Annotated in this window: 15 protein-coding genes; 9 read left to right on the top strand and 6 right to left on the bottom strand. The window is 69.0% G+C overall.

From position 1 onward, the window contains the following. The first annotated feature begins 109 nt into the window (after window positions 1–109). From ACGFJ2_RS03345 to ACGFJ2_RS03310, 8 genes are all read left to right on the top strand, one after another. Complete coding sequence (locus ACGFJ2_RS03345) at window positions 110–1,471, top strand: cytochrome P450 (RefSeq protein ID WP_393464166.1); 1,362 nt, start codon at window positions 110–112, stop codon at window positions 1,469–1,471. Beyond that, window positions 1,468–2,457, top strand: a complete 990-nt coding sequence (locus tag ACGFJ2_RS03340) for a terpene synthase family protein (RefSeq protein ID WP_393464163.1) — start codon at window positions 1,468–1,470, stop codon at window positions 2,455–2,457. The genes ACGFJ2_RS03345 and ACGFJ2_RS03340 overlap by 4 nt, the downstream gene beginning before the upstream one ends. Then, window positions 2,454–4,013, top strand: coding sequence for a prenyltransferase/squalene oxidase repeat-containing protein (locus ACGFJ2_RS03335; protein ID WP_393464160.1), 1,560 nt, complete (start codon window positions 2,454–2,456; stop codon window positions 4,011–4,013). The genes ACGFJ2_RS03340 and ACGFJ2_RS03335 overlap by 4 nt, the downstream gene beginning before the upstream one ends. A gap of 178 nt (window positions 4,014–4,191) precedes the next feature. Next, window positions 4,192–6,531 (top strand): nitrate- and nitrite sensing domain-containing protein, encoded by a 2,340-nt coding sequence (locus ACGFJ2_RS03330; RefSeq protein WP_358183053.1) that lies wholly within the window; start codon window positions 4,192–4,194, stop codon window positions 6,529–6,531. Further along, window positions 6,528–6,944: a roadblock/LC7 domain-containing protein gene (locus ACGFJ2_RS03325; RefSeq protein ID WP_393464157.1), complete on the top strand. Its 417-nt coding sequence runs from the start codon at window positions 6,528–6,530 to the stop codon at window positions 6,942–6,944. Before ACGFJ2_RS03330 ends, ACGFJ2_RS03325 begins: the two co-directional genes overlap by 4 nt. Continuing rightward, on the top strand, window positions 6,941–7,333 hold the full coding sequence (locus tag ACGFJ2_RS03320) for a DUF742 domain-containing protein (protein WP_357951163.1): 393 nt from the start codon (window positions 6,941–6,943) through the stop codon (window positions 7,331–7,333). The genes ACGFJ2_RS03325 and ACGFJ2_RS03320 overlap by 4 nt, the downstream gene beginning before the upstream one ends. Then, window positions 7,314–7,901: an ATP/GTP-binding protein gene (locus ACGFJ2_RS03315; protein WP_357951161.1), complete on the top strand. Its 588-nt coding sequence runs from the start codon at window positions 7,314–7,316 to the stop codon at window positions 7,899–7,901. Before ACGFJ2_RS03320 ends, ACGFJ2_RS03315 begins: the two co-directional genes overlap by 20 nt. 91 nt (window positions 7,902–7,992) lie before the next feature. Then, the gene (locus ACGFJ2_RS03310) at window positions 7,993–8,517 is read left to right on the top strand and encodes a hypothetical protein (protein ID WP_393464153.1); all 525 of its coding nucleotides are present in this window, start codon (window positions 7,993–7,995) and stop codon (window positions 8,515–8,517) included. Between the two features lie 25 nt (window positions 8,518–8,542). On the opposite strand, the gene ACGFJ2_RS03305 is transcribed toward ACGFJ2_RS03310, so the two are convergent. Together ACGFJ2_RS03305 and ACGFJ2_RS03300 are read right to left on the bottom strand one after the other, a co-directional pair. Beyond that, window positions 8,543–10,153: a cation acetate symporter gene (locus ACGFJ2_RS03305; RefSeq protein WP_358551462.1), complete on the bottom strand. Its 1,611-nt coding sequence runs from the start codon at window positions 10,151–10,153 to the stop codon at window positions 8,543–8,545. Beyond that, window positions 10,150–10,479 (bottom strand): DUF485 domain-containing protein, encoded by a 330-nt coding sequence (locus tag ACGFJ2_RS03300; RefSeq protein WP_357951155.1) that lies wholly within the window; start codon window positions 10,477–10,479, stop codon window positions 10,150–10,152. Before ACGFJ2_RS03300 ends, ACGFJ2_RS03305 begins: the two co-directional genes overlap by 4 nt. 410 nt (window positions 10,480–10,889) lie before the next feature. On the opposite strand from ACGFJ2_RS03300, the gene ACGFJ2_RS03295 reads away from it, so the two are divergent. After that, the gene (locus ACGFJ2_RS03295; RefSeq protein WP_393464150.1) at window positions 10,890–11,987 is read left to right on the top strand and encodes a helix-turn-helix transcriptional regulator; all 1,098 of its coding nucleotides are present in this window, start codon (window positions 10,890–10,892) and stop codon (window positions 11,985–11,987) included. Window positions 11,988–11,993: 6 nt separating this feature from the next. Here ACGFJ2_RS03295 and ACGFJ2_RS03290 read toward each other — a convergent pair whose 3' ends face one another. Genes ACGFJ2_RS03290 through ACGFJ2_RS03275 form a run of 4 tightly spaced genes read right to left on the bottom strand, consistent with a single transcriptional unit; the run spans window position 11,994 to window position 16,156 of the window. After that, window positions 11,994–12,809: a carbohydrate ABC transporter permease gene (locus ACGFJ2_RS03290; protein WP_393464147.1), complete on the bottom strand. Its 816-nt coding sequence runs from the start codon at window positions 12,807–12,809 to the stop codon at window positions 11,994–11,996. Then, window positions 12,806–13,708, bottom strand: a complete 903-nt coding sequence (locus ACGFJ2_RS03285; protein ID WP_358175945.1) for a sugar ABC transporter permease — start codon at window positions 13,706–13,708, stop codon at window positions 12,806–12,808. Before ACGFJ2_RS03285 ends, ACGFJ2_RS03290 begins: the two co-directional genes overlap by 4 nt. After that, window positions 13,705–14,958, bottom strand: coding sequence for a sugar ABC transporter substrate-binding protein (locus ACGFJ2_RS03280; protein ID WP_357951144.1), 1,254 nt, complete (start codon window positions 14,956–14,958; stop codon window positions 13,705–13,707). Before ACGFJ2_RS03280 ends, ACGFJ2_RS03285 begins: the two co-directional genes overlap by 4 nt. Before the next feature lie 34 nt (window positions 14,959–14,992). Further along, on the bottom strand, window positions 14,993–16,156 hold the full coding sequence (locus ACGFJ2_RS03275) for an aminotransferase class I/II-fold pyridoxal phosphate-dependent enzyme (protein ID WP_357951142.1): 1,164 nt from the start codon (window positions 16,154–16,156) through the stop codon (window positions 14,993–14,995). Window position 16,157 lies beyond the last annotated feature (1 nt).

Below are 16,157 nucleotides of genomic sequence, written 5' to 3'. Positions count from 1 at the left end.
CCACCTGGCTTCGATCTTGAAACTTCCCTGACGATCATGTGATACTTCACGCGATAGCTTACTTTTGTCAGGAATGTCCGTCATGTGAGACGGGGCGATGGAGGAGCACGTGCCAGCCAGCGCCCCAGGCCGCGCAGCCAGAACCCTGCCCTTCCTCCGCTCATTGGCCAGGCACGCGCGCACCCCCGTCCGCGCCTTCCAGGAGGCGAGTGACCGGGCCCGTGGCGAGCTCGTCCGGCTGAACATGGGCCCGTTCCGCCCCTACCTGGTGACCCATCCCGACCACGTCCAGCATGTACTGCGCCGCAACCAGTCCAACTACCTGCGCGAAGGCATGTTCTGGGACCCGCTCGCCCCGCTCATCGGCAACGGCATCCTGTCCGACGGCCCCACCTGGGCCGACAGCAGGGCGATCCTGCAGCCCCTGTTCACCGCCAAGTACGTCGACTCGCTGGCCGGGCGGATGGCCGGGATCATGACCGAGCTGATCGAGACCGTCATGGTCCCCGGGCGGCCGTTCGACATCGCCGAGAGCGTGTCGGCCATCGTCCACCCGACCATCGTGCGACTGCTGCTCGGCGCCAAGCTCCCCGCGGCGGACGTCGACCGGCTGGCGCCCGCCTACGACACCGGCGTCACCGCCAGGTCCATCCGGCTGCTGCTGCCGTTCGTGCCCCAGGGATTCCCGCTGCCCGGCGACCGGGCGTTCAAGCGGGCCATCAGGACCATCGACGACGTCGTGTATCCGACGATCCGCCACGCGCGGACGCAGGCGCAGGAGGACGGCGACGTCGTCTCGGCGTTGTGCCGGGCCCGCCACGGCGACGTGGGCGCCGACGGCGACCGGCGGATCCGCGACGACCTGGTGGCCATCCACGGGGCCGCCACCGAGACCTCCGCCACCGCGCTGACCTGGGTGTGGCCGGTGCTCGACGCCCATCCGGAGGTGGCGGCGAAGGTGTACGAGGAGGTCGAGCGGGTCGTCGGCGCCGGGCCGGTCACCACGGACCACCTGCCGCGGCTCACGTACCTGCGGATGTTCCTGGAGGAGTTGCTGCGGCTCTACCCGCCGGGCTGGATCCTGCCGCGTACGGCCCGCGCGGACGACGTCATCGACGGGATCAGGATCGAGGCGGGCAGCACCGTCGTGCTCAGCCCGTTCCTGACCCATCGGCTGGCGGACTGGTGGGAGCGGCCGCTCGACTTCCTGCCCGAACGGTTCGCGCCCGCGGACCAGGCTCATGGCGGGGGCAGGCGGCACCGCTACGCCTACTTCCCCTTCGCCGCCGGGCCGCACGTCTGCCTGGGGCCGCACCTGTTCATGATGGAAGCGCTGCTGCTGGTGGCGGGGGTCCTCAGCAAATACCGGCCGGTGCTGGACGCCGGCGGACCGGTCACTCCCCGGCCGGCCTCCACGCTGCGGCCGGCCACCGGCCTGTCGATGACGCTCGTGCCGGTCGGCCGCCGATGACACACTCCCCCACCGGCGTCCAGACGGGCGCCGGCTTCCGAACGGGCTCCCCAACCGGCTCCACGACCGGCCTTCCGGCTGACCCACCGACCGGTCCACCAACAGGCGCCGAGCTGGGCAGAACGTGCGCGCTGGCCGTGGAGTGCGCCCGTGACCTGTCCCGTCATGCCCGGCGGTACGGCGAGCTCTTCCCGGCCCGGCCGTTCGACGCGGGCTTTTTCCACTCCCTCGGGCTCGTCAGCGCCTTCGGCTCGCCCTGGGCCAGCACCGCCGAGCTCCGGGCGGTCAGCCGGGCGGCGCTGTGGGTGTTCGCCGTCGACCTGCGCATCGACCACATCGCCGAATCACGCGCGGAGGTCACCGCCCTGGTCGGCGACTGCCTGGACGTGGCCGGCGGCGCCACGCCCCTGAGCCCGATCACCCGCTTCCTCGCCGACCTCCGCGACGGCCTCCGGTACGGCTTCCCAGACGATCCCGAGGAAGCCGGTCGGCGACGCGACAGATCCCGTGACGGTTTCCAGAACGAACCGGCAGACGCCGCCTGGCGCGACCAGCTCGCGCGGATGCTGACCGCGATGGCCAAGGAGTGGGACTGGCGCGCCGCCGGAGCCCGGCCCGGCCTGGAGGAGTACCTGGACAACGCGGCCGGCACCGGCTCGTCCTTCGTCAACCTGTCGCACTGGATCTCCACCGGCGAGCCACTCGAACCGGCCAGCCGGGCCGGCGAAGAGGTACAGCGCTACCTACGGCTGCTCAACGACCTGGCGACGGCCGACAGGGAGGCCCGCTGGGGCGACGCGAACGCGCTCACGCTGGGCATCAGCCCTGCCGACGTGAGCGAGCGCATGGCCGGGATCGCCGCCCGGGCCGCCGAACTGATCCGGCCACTGCGGGCGACCGGCCCGCGCGCCGCGTACTACCTGGAGCGGCAGCTGACCTTCAACACCGGCTTCTACGGCATGTCTGACTACTGGGGTGAGCTGTGAACTACGCCCGCGAAGCCGACGAGCTGGTCGCCACGCTGATGGCCAGACCGTGGGGGCAGGTCTCCGCGTCGATCTACGAGACAGGACGCCTGGTCACGCTGGCCCCCTGGCTCACCGGCCACCGGGAGCGGATCGACTACCTGCTGGCCACGCAGCGGGCCGACGGCTCGTGGGGGGCACCCGACGGCTACGGCCTCGTTCCCACCCTGAGCGCCACGGAAGCGCTGTTCAGCGCACAGGCCGAACGCCCGGAAAACGGTTCACGACGCGAGACCCCGCCGAGCGGGGAACACCTCGGCCAGGCCGCGCGCAAGGGGCTCGACGCGCTGCGCGGCTGGCTGTCGCACCCCGTCGAGGTGCCGGACATGCCGGCCGTGGAGCTGATCGTCCCGTTCCTGATCACTCTCATCAACGCCCATCACCCCGGCGAACCACTGCCGTTGCCGTCGGGGATGGACTACTCGCGCGTCGAGCGCATCAGGCAGGCGGTCGCGTCGGGCGCGGAGTTGCCGCAGAAGCTGCTGCACGCACTGGAGGTGGCCGGTCCGGACGCGGGCGGCGCCCGCGCGGTGCGGCCGACGGCGATCGGCACGATCGGCGCCTCGCCCGCCGCCACCGCCGCCTGGCTCGGCAGCGTCCTGCGGCACGCCCCCGACCGGCCGGGTGGCGCGCTCCTGGACGCCACCCAGGCCCGATCCCACCTGGAGGCCGTGGCGACTCGCTACGGTGGCCCGGTCCCGGTGGGGCTGCCCATCACGGTCTTCGAGCGCGGCTGGGTGCTGAGCTATCTGGCCAGGGCGGGCGTCCCGGTCGAGGTGCCGCCGGAGATGGTGGCCGACCTCAGGGCGGCGATGGGCCCCTCGGGCACGCCCGCCGGTCCGGGGCTGCCGGCCGACGCCGACACGACGTCGGTGGCGCTGCACGCGCTGGCCCGGCTCGGCATGCCGTACGACCCGGAGATCCTGATGGCGTTCGACACGGGAGCGCATTTCTGCACCTGGCCGGGCGAGGACGGTTTCTCCATCAGCGTCAACGCGCACGTGCTCGACGCGTTCGGGGCGTACACGACGGCCCGGCCCGAGCGGGCGGGCTCCTATCGGCCGGTCATGGCACGCCTGGGCGCGCTACTGGCCGAGCGTCAGCAGCCCGACGGGAGCTGGGACGACCGCTGGCACGCCTCCCCTTATTACGCCACGCTGAGCTGTGTGCTGGCCCTGAGCGAGTATGGCGGGCAAGACCGGGCCCGGCCGGTGGCCAGGGCGCGTGACTGGCTGCTGGCCACCCAGCGGAGCGACGGCTCGTGGGGCCGCTGGGAAGGCACGCTCGAGGAGACCGCCTACGCCGTCCAGGCGCTCCTGCTTCCCGGTTCGGCCAGGAACATCGGCTACGAGCAAGCCGCCTCTCGAGGACACGCCTACCTGGTCCACGCGAACAACGGGCCAGACTATCCGCCTCTATGGCATGACAAGGACCTTTACAGTCCTTTCGCCGTGGTAAGAGCTGCCGTCCTGGCCGCACTCCATCTGGGCAGCAAAGTGAATTTGATAGGACAATAAGGGCATATCAGCATTTCAACTGATTGCGCTGGCTTGAGTACACTTTGCGGCGTTGCTAAGGTATGCCGCGTGCTCGGGCATTCAAGAAGCTCATCAATGCTCTGACTCCGGGCTTTACGCAATAATTCCTGCAGGATGGCTTCATATGCGCTTCCGTAGCTCTAGCGTGCGGACAAAAGTGACCGCCCTACTGGTGTCGCTGGTCGCACTGTGGGGGTTCGCCGCCTGGGTGACGCTGCGCGAAGGTGTGAACCTGATCGGTGCCACCACTGTCGACAGCGGAGCGGTGCAGCCGGCCGAACGGTTATTGGCCGAGCTGCAACGCGAGCGACGCCTCACGCTGGTCTCCCTCGGCTCCGGCACACGGATGCCCGACCGGGCCGTACGCGAGCAGCGCTCGAAGACCACGGCCGCTCGCGCCGAGTTCATCGAGTCGGCCACCAGTTCCAGCGTCGAACTGGCCGCCGACGCCTTGCTGACCCAGCGTCTGAACGAGGCGTACCGCAGCCTGGCCGACCTGGAGAACGTCAGGAAGGCGATCGACGGCGGCCGGCCGGATCGCCGCGCGGCGGCCGCCTCCTACAACGACATCATCGACGCCCTCTACCGCATGTTCGACGGTGTGGCCTCGCTCGACGACAAGGAGATCGCCAAGGATGCCCGCACGGTCCTGCTGGTGAGCCGGTCGAGCGAGTACCTGGCCCGCGAGGACTCGCTCGTCGCCGGGGCCCTGGCCAGAGGCGCCTTCACCGCCACCGAACACACCGACTTCGTGCAGATCGCCGGCGTCTCCCGTTTCAACCTGGAACAGGCCGCCCGCCAGCTCCCCACCGAGGACAAGGCCGAATACGACGCGTGGCTCAAGTCCAAGTCCACCACGCAGCTGCGCGCGCTGGAACAGCGGCTCATCCAGCAGGTCGACACGGGCCTGCCGCCGCCCGTGACCGGCGCCGAGTGGCGGGCCGCGGCTGAACCGGCGCGCGCGGGCCTGGAGAAGGTCATCGCCGACGGCGGCGACCGGCTGGTGGCCAGGGCCATTCCCGGCGCCATCGGGGTTCTGCTCCGGCTGCTCCTGGCGGGCGGACTCGGCCTGGTCGCCGTCGTGGCCTCCATCGTCCTGTCCATCACCACCACGAGGCAACTGCTGGCGCAGCTCAAGAAGCTGCGTGACGCCGCGCACGAGCTGTCCGACGAGCGGCTGCCCCGTCTGGTGGAGCGGATCGGGCACGGCGAGGAGGTGGACCTGGCGCGCGAGGCCCCGTCGCTGGACTTCGGTGACGACGAGATCGGGCAGGTCGGCCAGGCGTTCAACACCGTGCAGCGCACAGCGGTCAGCGTCGCCGCCGAGCAGGCCGAGCTGCGGCGCAGCATCCGCGACATCCTGCTCAGCCTGGCCCGCAGGACCCAGGGCCTGGTGCACCGGCAGCTGACCGTGCTCGACGTGATGGAGCGGCGTGAGACGGACCCCGAGGAGCTGAAGGAGCTCTTCCGGCTGGACCACCTGGCCATCCGGATGCGGCGCAACGCCGAGAACCTCATCGTGCTGTCCGGCTCCTCCCCAGCCCGTGTCTGGCGCCGCTCGGTGCCGATGGTCGACGTCGTACGCGGCGCGCTGGCCGAGGTGGAGGACTACACCCGGGTGACGCTCATGCCGATGGGCGACGTCGTGCTGCTGGGCCGCGCGGTGGGTGACGTCATCCACCTGCTGGCCGAGCTGATCGAGAACGCGGCCTCCTTCTCCCCGCCCTACACCACCGTCGAGGTCCGCGGGCAGCTGGTGGCCAACGGCTACGTGGTCGAGATCGAGGACCGTGGGCTCGGCATGAAGCCGGAGGACCTGGAGTCCGCCAACGAGCGCATCGCGGACCCGCCGGAGTTCCGCATCACCGGCACCGCGCGCCTGGGACTGTTCGTGGTGAGCCGCCTGGCCGGGCGCCACGGCATCCAGGTCGTGCTCAAGTCCTCACCGTACGGGGGGACCACGGTCGTGGTCCTGATCCCCCAGGAGCTCGTCCAGCTGGGAGAGGCGCCGGAGGAGGGCGATGAGCCGGCGCGGCTGCCCCGCAGGAAGGCGGTCACGACGGCGGCGCGGACGGCCGCTCCGGAGAACGTGCGCCGGCTGACGGTGGCTCCGCCCCGTGACCCCGCCGAACCGGAGCCCGCACGGGAGCGCGTCCGTCCGGGGTCTGAACGGGAACGCGTCCGCCCGGAGTCCGAACAGGAGCGCGTCCGTCCGGAGCCGAGGCGCGCGCGACCGGAGCCCGCACAGGATCAGCCCCCCGCCGAGTTCACCCCTTCCGGCCTGCCCTTGCGGGTGCCACAGGCCAGCCTTGCCCCCGCCCTGCGTGACGAGGCGCCCGCCACGCGACCGAACCCCGAGGAGGACGATGACGAACGCTCGCCAGAAGAGATCCGCGCGATGATGGGATCTCTGCAGTCGGGCACCAGGCTGGGCAGGACCGAAGCGGCCAAAATCATGGACGGGCTCGAAGGAGAGCAACCGGGAGGCGAGACGTGACACCTGGTTCCGGCACGGATCTGAACTGGCTGCTCGATGATCTGATCGGCCGGGTCAAGGAGGCCGAGCACGCCATCGTCCTGTCTTCCGACGGGCTGCTGATGGCGTCGTCCGCGGCGTTGCCGCGGACCGACGGTGAGCATCTGTCGGCGGTGGCCTCCGGGCTGCAGAGCCTGGCCAAGGGTCTGTCGGAGCATGTGAGCGGTGGCGTGGTCAAGCAGACGGTGGTGGAGTGGCGCTCGCGATTCCTCATCGTGACCGTGGCGGGTGAACGGGCGTGCCTGGCCGTCCTGTGCGCGCAGACCGCGGACATCGGCCTGGTCGCCTACGAGATGGCCATGCTCGTCGCCCGGGTCGGCCAATACCTCACCTCGGGCGCCCGCGTCGAGGCCGTGGCCAGGGGTGATCGGTGAACACCCCTGGCCACGGCCCCACGGACGGGCCCGAGGACGAGCACTGGGTCGATCCGGAGATCATCCGGCCCTACGTGGTGACGCGGGGGCGGACCCAGCCCACCCACGGCAAATTCGACCTGATCTCCATGGCCCTGGCCATCGGCCCGACGCCCGGTCCCGAGGCCGGGCTCGACCCCGAACATCTGTCGATCCTGCGGCTCTGCCGCGAGCCCAAGTCCGTCGCCGAGATCGCCGCGCACCTGGACCTGCCCGCGGGCACGATCCGGGTGCTCCTCGGCGACCTGTTCGACAAGGAACTCGTCTCGGCCCAGGAACCGCAATCCGAGGTGGACATGAACGATATGAAGATGTACAGGGCGGTGCTCGATGGCCTTCGATCGCTCTGACCGCCCGCGCCTGCCGACCGCGATCAAGATCCTGGTCGCGGGTGGTTTCGGCGCGGGCAAGACCACGCTGGTCGGCGCGGTCTCCGAGACGCGCCCCCTGCGGACCGAGGAGATCCTGACCGACCGCGGCATCGGCATCGACGACATCTCATCCGTAGAGGCCAAGCGGACGACGACCGTGGCGATGGACTTCGGCCGCATCACGCTCAGCCCCGACTACGTGCTGTACCTGTTCGGCACGCCGGGGCAGGAGCGGTTCTGGTTCGTCTGGGACGAGTTGGCCGAGGGCTCGCTGGGCGCGGTCATCCTGGCCGACACCCGCCGCCTGGCCGACTGCTTCCCCTCGATCGACTACTTCGAGCGCCGTGGCACGCCGTTCGTGGTGGCGGTCAACTGCTTCGAGGGCTCGCGGACGTTCGAGCTCGACGAGGTACGGCTGGCGCTCCAGCTGAACCCGTCAATCCCGATCATCATGTGCGACGCCAGGAAGCGCGACTCGAGCAGGGAGGTGCTGATCACCCTGGTACAGCATTCCGCCAAACTCCGCGCGGAGCCTGTGGCTCCTTGACGCCGGTCGGAGCGCGGCGGTCGTGGCTGCTTGACGCCGGTCGGTGCGCGGCGGATCTTGGCAGGTAACCGCTGCTGAGGGGGGCCGCCCCATGACGACGTCCGGCGACGACCTGCTGTCCGAGCGGGTGGCGGGCGGGATCCTGCCGAAGGTGCTCACCACGTTCGACATGGTCGCCATCTTCGTGGCGATCGTGCTGTTCATCACGAACGCCGCGGTGATCCAGAGCGCCGGTCCGGCCGCGTTCGGCTGGTGGATCATCGCGTTCGTCTTCGCGGCCGGGCTCGCCTACCTGCTGCAGGGCAACGCGGCGGCGACGAACCCGTGGGACTTCGCGGCCTGGAGCCCGTCGGCCGAGCACGGGATCAACCTCGGCAACTGGAGCTTCTTCGGCCTGGCGGTGCTCGCCTTGCTCGGCGTCGAGGTGCCGCTGAACATGGGCGTGGAGATCCGGCAGGACCGCGCGGTCACCCGCTACCTGCTGTGGGGCGGCTGCCCAGGGCCATCTCGCACGTCAACGCGCAGGAGGTGCCGGACGTGGCGGTCTGGATCCGCTCGTGGTGGGGCCCTGCTGTACCTGCTCGGCGCGGGCGGCAGACGAAAGGGCCCGGCCTGAGCCGGGCCCCTTTGACCAGCGGGTGTCAGTGCTCGGTGGCCTTCTCGGCGCCGACACCGGTGAGCGAGCGGACCTCGATCTCGGCGTACTTGGCCGCGTTGTACTCCTTGCTCAGGATCGTGCCGAGGTAGCCGAACAGGAAGCCCAGCGGGATCGAGATGATGCCCGGGTTGCTCAGCGGGAACCAGTTGAAGTGCGCCGTCTTGAACAGGGCCGTCTCCGAGCCGGACACCACCGGCGAGAAGATGACCAGCAGCAGGGCGGAGATCAGGCCACCGTAGATGGCGCTGACCGCGCCCGCGGTGTTGAACCTCTTCCAGAACAGGCTGTAGAGGATCGCCGGCAGGTTGCCCGAGGCGGCCACCGCGAACGCCAGCGCCACCAGGAACGCGACGTTCTGTCCCTGCGCCAGGATGCCGAGGCCGATGGCGACCGCGCCGATGACGAACGCCGAGATGCGGGCCACCAGCACCTCCTCGCGCTCGGTGGCGTTGCCGCGCCGGAACACGTGCGCGTACAGGTCGTGCGAGAAACTGGAGGAGGAGGCCAGCGTGAGCCCGGCCACCACGGCCAGGATCGTGGCGAAGGCCACCGCGCCGATCAGCGCCAGCAGGATCGTGCCGCCCGCCGAGCCGAGGAACGTCTCACCGACTGCCTTGGCCAGCAGCGGTGCGGCCGTGTTGCCCGCCTTGTCCGAGGCGGCGATGGCCTTGCTGCCGACCAGGGCCGCCGCGCCGAAGCCGAGGACCAGGGTGAGCAGGTAGAAGACGCCGATGATGCCGATGCCCCAGAGCACCGACTTGCGGGCGTCCTTGGCCGTCGGGACCGTGTAGAAGCGGATCAGGATGTGCGGCAGGCCCGCCGTACCGAGGACCAGGGCGAGACCGAGGCTGATCAGGTCGATCTTGCCCGCGAGGCCCTGCGCCTCGGTGCCGTACTTGAGGCCGGGGATGAGGAAGTTGCCGTTCTTGCCGCTCTGCGTCGCCGCGTCGCCCAGCAGGGACGACAGGTTGAAGCCGTAGTGGCCCAGCACCAGGAGGGTGATCAGGGCGGCGCCGGTCATCAGCAGCACGGCCTTGACGATCTGCACCCAGGTGGTGCCCTTCATGCCGCCGAACACCACGTACACGATCATCAGGGCGCCCACCCCGACGATCGTCCACGCCTTGCCCGAGGGGCTGGTGATGCCGAGCAGCAGGCCTACCAGGGCGCCCGCGCCCACCATCTGCGCCAGCAGGTAGAAGATGCTCACCGTGATCGTGGACACGCCCGCGGCGGTCCTGACCGGGCGCGGGCTCATCCGGAAGGCCAGCACGTCGGCCATCGTGAACTTGCCGGAGTTACGCATCAGCTCGGCGACCAGCAGCAGCGCGACCAGCCACGCCACCAGGAAGCCGATGGAGTAGAGGAACCCGTCGTAGCCGGACAGGGCGATGATGCCGGCGATGCCGAGGAAGGACGCGGCCGACATGTAGTCGCCGCCGATCGCCAGGCCGTTCTGCACGCCGCTGAACGACCGGCCGCCGGCGTAGTAGTCGGCCGCGGTCTTCGTCTGCCTGCTGGCCCAGAACGTGATGACCAGCGTGAGCGCGACGAAGGTGAGGAAGAGGATGGTGGCCAGGGTCTCGGACTTCACTGGGTCTTCTCCTCGACCTCGTGGCGGAGCTTGTCGGCGATCGGGTCGAGCTTCTTGTCGGCGTGCCTGGAGTACGCCCACGCGATCCAGAACGTGGAGACGAACTGCAGCAGGCCGAAGATCAGCGCCACGTTGATGTTGCCGAACAGCTTGATCCCCATGAAGTCACGTGCCCACCCGGACAGCACCACGTAGAGCAGGTACCACACCAGGAACGCCGCGGTCATCGGGAACGTCCACCGCCGGAAGCGCCGCTTCAGGTCCTGGAATTCGGCGCTCCCCTGAATCTCTTCATAGACGGATGCGTCATGTTGTTTAGTCGTCACGAGTCCTCCACTGTGATGCGGATCACGCACAAGATAGGAGCGAAACCTATCCTTCGTGGAGGCCCCTGGGGAGGCTGTTCGGCGAGCCGCCGCAGCTCAGCGCCTAGTTGGGAGGGAGTTGCGGCGAAAGGTCGCATCCACGCGATGAACGGTCACGACGACTAGCACCGGCGCCGCGATGAACGGTCACGGCAATTCGCGCCTGCATCGTGAACAGCCAGCCACGGCGCGAACCGGCCCGGCTCCTTGAGCGAGCTGACATCTCACCACCAGTAACTCATCTGCCACCTTGCCTCCTTACAGCACACTCGGGGCGAAAGGCCATCAAGTTCATACTTACTCTGAGTGATCAAATGACTACCCTGAGAGGCGATTGTGGTGAGCCCTCCCGCCATGCTGATGTGATCGGCGTGATTCCATCGGAGGATCGGCTCTTCCGCGAGCTCAACGCGGCGATGGGGCAGGGCGCCGGCCCCGACGAGCTGGGTGAGGCGATCTCGCGCGCCGTCTCGCGGTGGGTCAGTCATGACGCGCTGCGGCTGGTCGGCACCAGCCCGGCGACCGGGCTGGGGCTCGGGTCCTTCAGCTTCTGGCACCGCTACGAGCCGGCGCTCATCCGCGCGCTCGCGATGAGCCGCTACCTCGACGACGATCCGTGCCGCCCGGCCGCGCTCGCCCGGCGGCCCGTGCCGGTGGGCCTGGTGGGCGCGGGATGCGACGGCAGCCGCTGCAAGCAGCACGGCGAGGGGCCGTGCGACCTGCACGGCGACCGGCTGACGCGGGAGGTGCTGCTGGCACACGGTGCGGGCTGCGAACTCCGGCTGCTGCTGCGCGACTCCCGCGGCGTGTGGGGGTTGCTCGGGCTGATCCGCTCGGAGGGCGGGCGGCCGTTCGGCGCCGAGGACGCGGACAGAGCGGTACGGCTGGCCCCGGCGCTGCTGGCCGCGCTGCGCCGCTATGTGACCGTCGCGCCGCTGACCCCGTCGTTCCCGGTGCTGCCCGCGGGCCTGATCGTGATAGGCGCCGACCACGCCGTCCGCGCGGTCACGCCGCAGGCCCGCGCGTGGCTGGCGCAGATGTGGACGCCCGGCCGGTGCGACCTGCCCGACTGGCTGGCCGACACGTCGATGATCGGCCTGTCACTCGACACGCGGACGTACGCCCGCGACCCCGACTCCTGGCGCCCGCTGATCTGCGCGCCGGCGGCCAGCTTCGGCCGCTGGACGGTGATCGAGGGCCAGCCCCTCTCCCCCGACGGCGACGGCGATGTGGCCATCGTCATCCAGGCGGCCACCGGCCCGCTGCTGCTCCCCTCCTTCTGCGACTGGTACGGCATCACGCCGCGCGAACGGTGCGTCGTGGAGTGCCTGTACGACGGGGCGGCCCCCAAGCAGATCGCCCGCCGCCTCGACCTGTCGGTGCACACGGTCAACGACCACCTGAAGGCGGTGTTCCGCAAGACCGGCGCCAGCGGCAGAGACGAGCTCATGGCCGCGCTCACCGGCTGACGGTCGTCACCCCTTGACCGCGCCGGCCGTGAGCCCTTCGACGATGTAGCGGCGGATCGCGGCGAACAGCACCAGCGTCGGCAGCACCGAGACCACGGTGGCGGCGGCCATCGAGCCCCAGTCGATGTCGTACTGGGTGATGAAGGAGTTCATGGCGACGGGGATGGTCTTGGCGTCCTCGCTGTCGATGAACGTGATCGCCAGGAACAACTCGTTCCAGCACTGCACGAAGGCGAAGATGAACGTCGCGGCGATGCCCGGCAGCATCACCGGGATCACCACCCGGACCATGGCGACCAGCCGGGAGGCGCCGTCGACCTGCGCGGCCTCCTCCAGGGCCACGGGGACGCGCTCGTAGAAGCCGCGCATGATGATCGTGGAGAACGGCACCAGCATGGCGACGTACACGAGCATGAGCCCGGCCAGCCGGTTGAGCAGGTCGAGGTCGGACATCAGCAGATAGAGCGGGCCGAGCGCGATGAACAGCGGGAGCATCTGGGTGACCAGGAAGGCCAGCATGAGCGCGCCCCGCCCGGGGAAGCTGAAGCGGGCCAGCGTGTAGCCGCTGAGCACGCCGATCATGGTCACCGCCCCGGCCGCCACCAGCGAGACGAGCAGGCTGTTGAGCAGGTAGGTGCCGAAGTCGGCGAAGGAGAACAGGTCCGCGTAGTGCTCGAACGTCACGTTGCCCGGCCAGTATTTGATCGGCATCGAGAAGATCTCGGCCTTGGGCTTGAGCGAGGTTACGACGATCCAGTAGAGGGGGAAGAGCGTGATCAGCAGCCAGACGCCGAGCACGATCGCTTTGGCCAGGCGTCTCATCGGGCCTTCTCGAATCGGGTGGCGTTCAAGTAGAAGACGCTGAAGGCGAGCAGCAGGCCGAGGACGAGCATGCCGACCGCGCCCCCTCGGCCGTAGTCGCCGCCGATCACCTGCTGGATGAGGAACGTGGTGATGATGTCGGTGCTCCCCGCGGGTCCGCCGCCGGTCATCGAGTAGATCAGGTCGGGGAAGTTCAGGATCCAGATGATGCGCAGCAGCACGATCAGCGCCAGCGTCGGCCGGATGTGCGGCAGCGTCACGTGCCAGAACTGCCTGAGCCGTGACGCCCCGTCCACGTCCGCCGCCTCGTAGAGCTCACGGGGCACCGACTGCAGGGCCGCCATGATCATGATGGCGAAGAACGTCACGCCGTACCAGACGTTGGCGACGATGACCGAGGTCATCGCCCACCCGGGCGTCGCGAGGAAGCCGATGCGGTGCTCGATGATCCCGCTCCTGAGCAGCAGGTCGTTGATCACCCCGAACTGCCCGTTGAACATCCACCGCCACAGCAGCCCGATCAGGAACCCCGACATCGCCCAGGGGAAGAACACCCACGCCTGGTAGAGCCCCCGGCCGCGGAAGTGCCGCCGCAGCAGCAGCGCCAGCCCGAAGCCGAGGAAGAACTGGAAGAACAGCGACACGACCACCCAGGTGCCGGTGTTGCGGAGCGCCGTCCAGAACCGGTCCTCGGCCAGCACGGCACGGAAGTTCTCCAGGCCCACGAACGGCGTCGAGGTCAGGTCGAACAGGTTGTACTGCTGGAAGGCGATGATCGCGCCGCGGATGACCGGGTAGTACGTGAAGAGCACCACGAAGACCACGCCGGGCAGCAGGCACAGGGCGATGAACCTGGCCTTGCGGGTGGTGAACGCGGGTCTGGCCGATCCCACGCTCACGAGACCTTCTTCGCCTGGTCCGTCCAGAACGCGTCCCACGACTTGAGCACCTCGGCCGTGGTCTTCTTGCCGGTGAGCAGCGCCTGCACGTCACGGTCGGAGTCGACCTGGAACTGGCTCCAGCCCGGGTAGTCGACCGGCCGGATCGTGATCACCTGCTTGGGGTCCTGCTGCGCCTGAAGGTAGGCCTTCCAGGCGCCCTGGGAGAACTGCGGGTCGCCCTGGGCCTGCTTGGAGATCGGGATGAGCGAGTTGCCCTTGGCGAAGGCGATGCTCTGCTTGGCCTCCGACAGGAACTGCACCAGCTTGACCGCCTCCTTGGGGTGCTGGCTGAAGGAGGTCGCGCCCCAGCCGGCGTAGCCGACCGGCTGGAAGGCGTAGCCCGACGGACCCTTGGGGATCGGGGCCGTGGACCAGGTCTTGACCGAGCTCTCCTCGACCGTCTTGATCACTTCGGGGTCCTGGATGAGCATGCCGGTGACGCCCGAGGTGAAGCCCTGGACCATCTCCGGGTAGCCCCACGACACCGAGTCGGGCGGCGAGATCTCCTTGAAGATCTTCACGAACAGGTCCGTGGCCTGGACGGCCTCGGGGGTCGAGAAGATCGTCCGCTTGTCCTTGAGGAAGAAGGATTTCTCGGGGTTCAGGGCCTCGCCGTTGTAGGCGCTGATCATCTGGACGACGTAGTCGGCGCCGCCCTTGCCGCCCCGGAAGGAGTAGCCGAACCTGTCGCCCGAGGTCATCTTCTTGCCGGCCTCGTAGAGCTCCTGCCAGGTCGTGGGCGGCTGGGTCATGCCCCAGTCGGTCCGGTAGAACAGCGTGCGCTCATAGAAGCCGTACGGGATGAGGTACGGCTTGCCGCCGACCTCGACCGCCTTCTTCTGGGCCAGCTCGGTCAGGTCCGACCAGCCCGGCCAGTCCGTGGTCGGCAGTACGGCCAGCCAGCCGTTGTTGGAGAAGGACTTGGCCGTGTGGTCGCGGACCTCCAGGACGTCCAAGCCCTTCTTCGTCTGCAGGATCTGGGTGATCTTCTGGTCGGCGCTGTCGAGCGGCGGCGAGATCAGCTCCACCTTGATCTTCGGGTTCGCCTTCTCGAAGTCCGCGATCAAGGTCTTGATCAGCTTCGTCCGCTCGGGGCTGGTCAGGCTCTCGATCATGCGCAGCCGTACCTCTCCAGAGGACGACCCGGAGCCGCAGCCCGCGAGCACCAGGGTTGCCGCGACGAAGGACGCGAGGAGGGGGGTTCTCATCTGAGCCTCCAGAGAGGAAAGACAGCGCTGTCAATCACGCTAGGGGACTGGCACCCTCCAGCGCTAGACCGAGGTCCTTGATCAACGTATCGGCGGGTTCCAGCCCGACCGACAGACGGACCAGCCCGATCGGGATGCCCATGGTCGCTCGTACGCTCTCCTCGGTCGAGAGCGCGGGCGCGTTGACCAGACTCTCAAAGCCTCCCCAAGACACCCCGATCCTGAAATATCGCAACAAATCGATGAATGCTGCGACCACCGGCCGGGAGTCGGTGTCCAGTTCCAGGCTGAACAGGCTGGAGAAGCCGGACATCTGGCGAAGCGCCTGCGCGTGACCGGGATGCGAGGGCAGCCCCGGATAGTTGACCCGCCGCACCGCCGGATGATCCGCCAGGAACCCGGCCACCGCCAGCCCGCGCTCCTGGTGCGCCGCCATCCGTACCGGCAGCGTACGCAGGCCCTTGATCACCTTGGCCGCGTCGTGCGGCGACATGGCCGCCCCGTAGAGCTGGTACTCGGTCAGCGCCAGCGGCCTGATGAGCCGCGACGGCCCGATCACCACGCCGCCGACCAGGTCGCTGTGGCCGCCGATGTACTTCGACAGCGAGTGCACGACCAGGTCCACCCCGAGCGTCAGCGGCTTCTGGAACAGCGGCGTGGACCAGGTGTTGTCCATCACCGTCACCAGCCCCCGCTCCCGCGCCCAGGCGGTCACCTCCGCGATGTCCACGACGGCGTAGGCCATGTAGGAGGGCGACTCGAAGTAGAGTAGGCGGGTGCTCGCCGTGATAGCGCTGTCACAGCCTTCGAGGTCATCGACGTGCGTATGCGTGACGCCGAACTTCTCCAGGTAACGCAGGAACTGGGTGGTGGGCCCATAGACCGCGCCCAGCACCAGCACATGGTCACCGGCCTTCACCAGCGAGGAGATGGTCGCGGCGATCGCGCCCATTCCCGAGGCGAAACACTTGGCCCGCTCCCCCCGCTCCAGCGCGGCAAGCTTGCGCTGCGCCAGGTCGACCGTCGGGTTGGTGCCCCGCCAGTAGACGTAGCGCTCGTCCTCGTTCCTGATCGCCTCACCCAGTTCGCCGGCCGTCTCGAAGGTGAACAGGGAGTTCTCGAACACCGGCGGGTTGACCGCGCCCAGCATCCACGGCTCGTCCTCGCCCAGCCGTCCGCAGATCCATTCATCATCCATG

Origin of the sequence: Nonomuraea sp. NPDC049028, from assembly GCF_043197735.1 — a bacterium.
GTDB lineage: Bacteria > Actinomycetota > Actinomycetes > Streptosporangiales > Streptosporangiaceae > Nonomuraea.
Note: the sequence above shows the minus strand (reverse complement) of the source record. Positions and strands in the feature narration are given on the sequence as shown.

What these genes read in the sequence shown, in the direction of transcription:
- ACGFJ2_RS03340 (WP_393464163.1), top strand. Translation starts at nt 1,468, where the DNA reads ATGACACACTCCCCCACCGGCGTCCAGACGGGCGCCGGCTTCCGAACG.
- ACGFJ2_RS03315 (WP_357951161.1), top strand. Translation starts at nt 7,314, where the DNA reads ATGGCCTTCGATCGCTCTGACCGCCCGCGCCTGCCGACCGCGATCAAG.
- ACGFJ2_RS03310 (WP_393464153.1), top strand. Translation starts at nt 7,993, where the DNA reads ATGACGACGTCCGGCGACGACCTGCTGTCCGAGCGGGTGGCGGGCGGG.
- ACGFJ2_RS03290 (WP_393464147.1), bottom strand. Translation starts at nt 12,809, where the DNA reads ATGAGACGCCTGGCCAAAGCGATCGTGCTCGGCGTCTGGCTGCTGATC.
- ACGFJ2_RS03280 (WP_357951144.1), bottom strand. Translation starts at nt 14,958, where the DNA reads ATGAGAACCCCCCTCCTCGCGTCCTTCGTCGCGGCAACCCTGGTGCTC.
- ACGFJ2_RS03275 (WP_357951142.1), bottom strand. Translation starts at nt 16,156, where the DNA reads ATGGATGATGAATGGATCTGCGGACGGCTGGGCGAGGACGAGCCGTGG.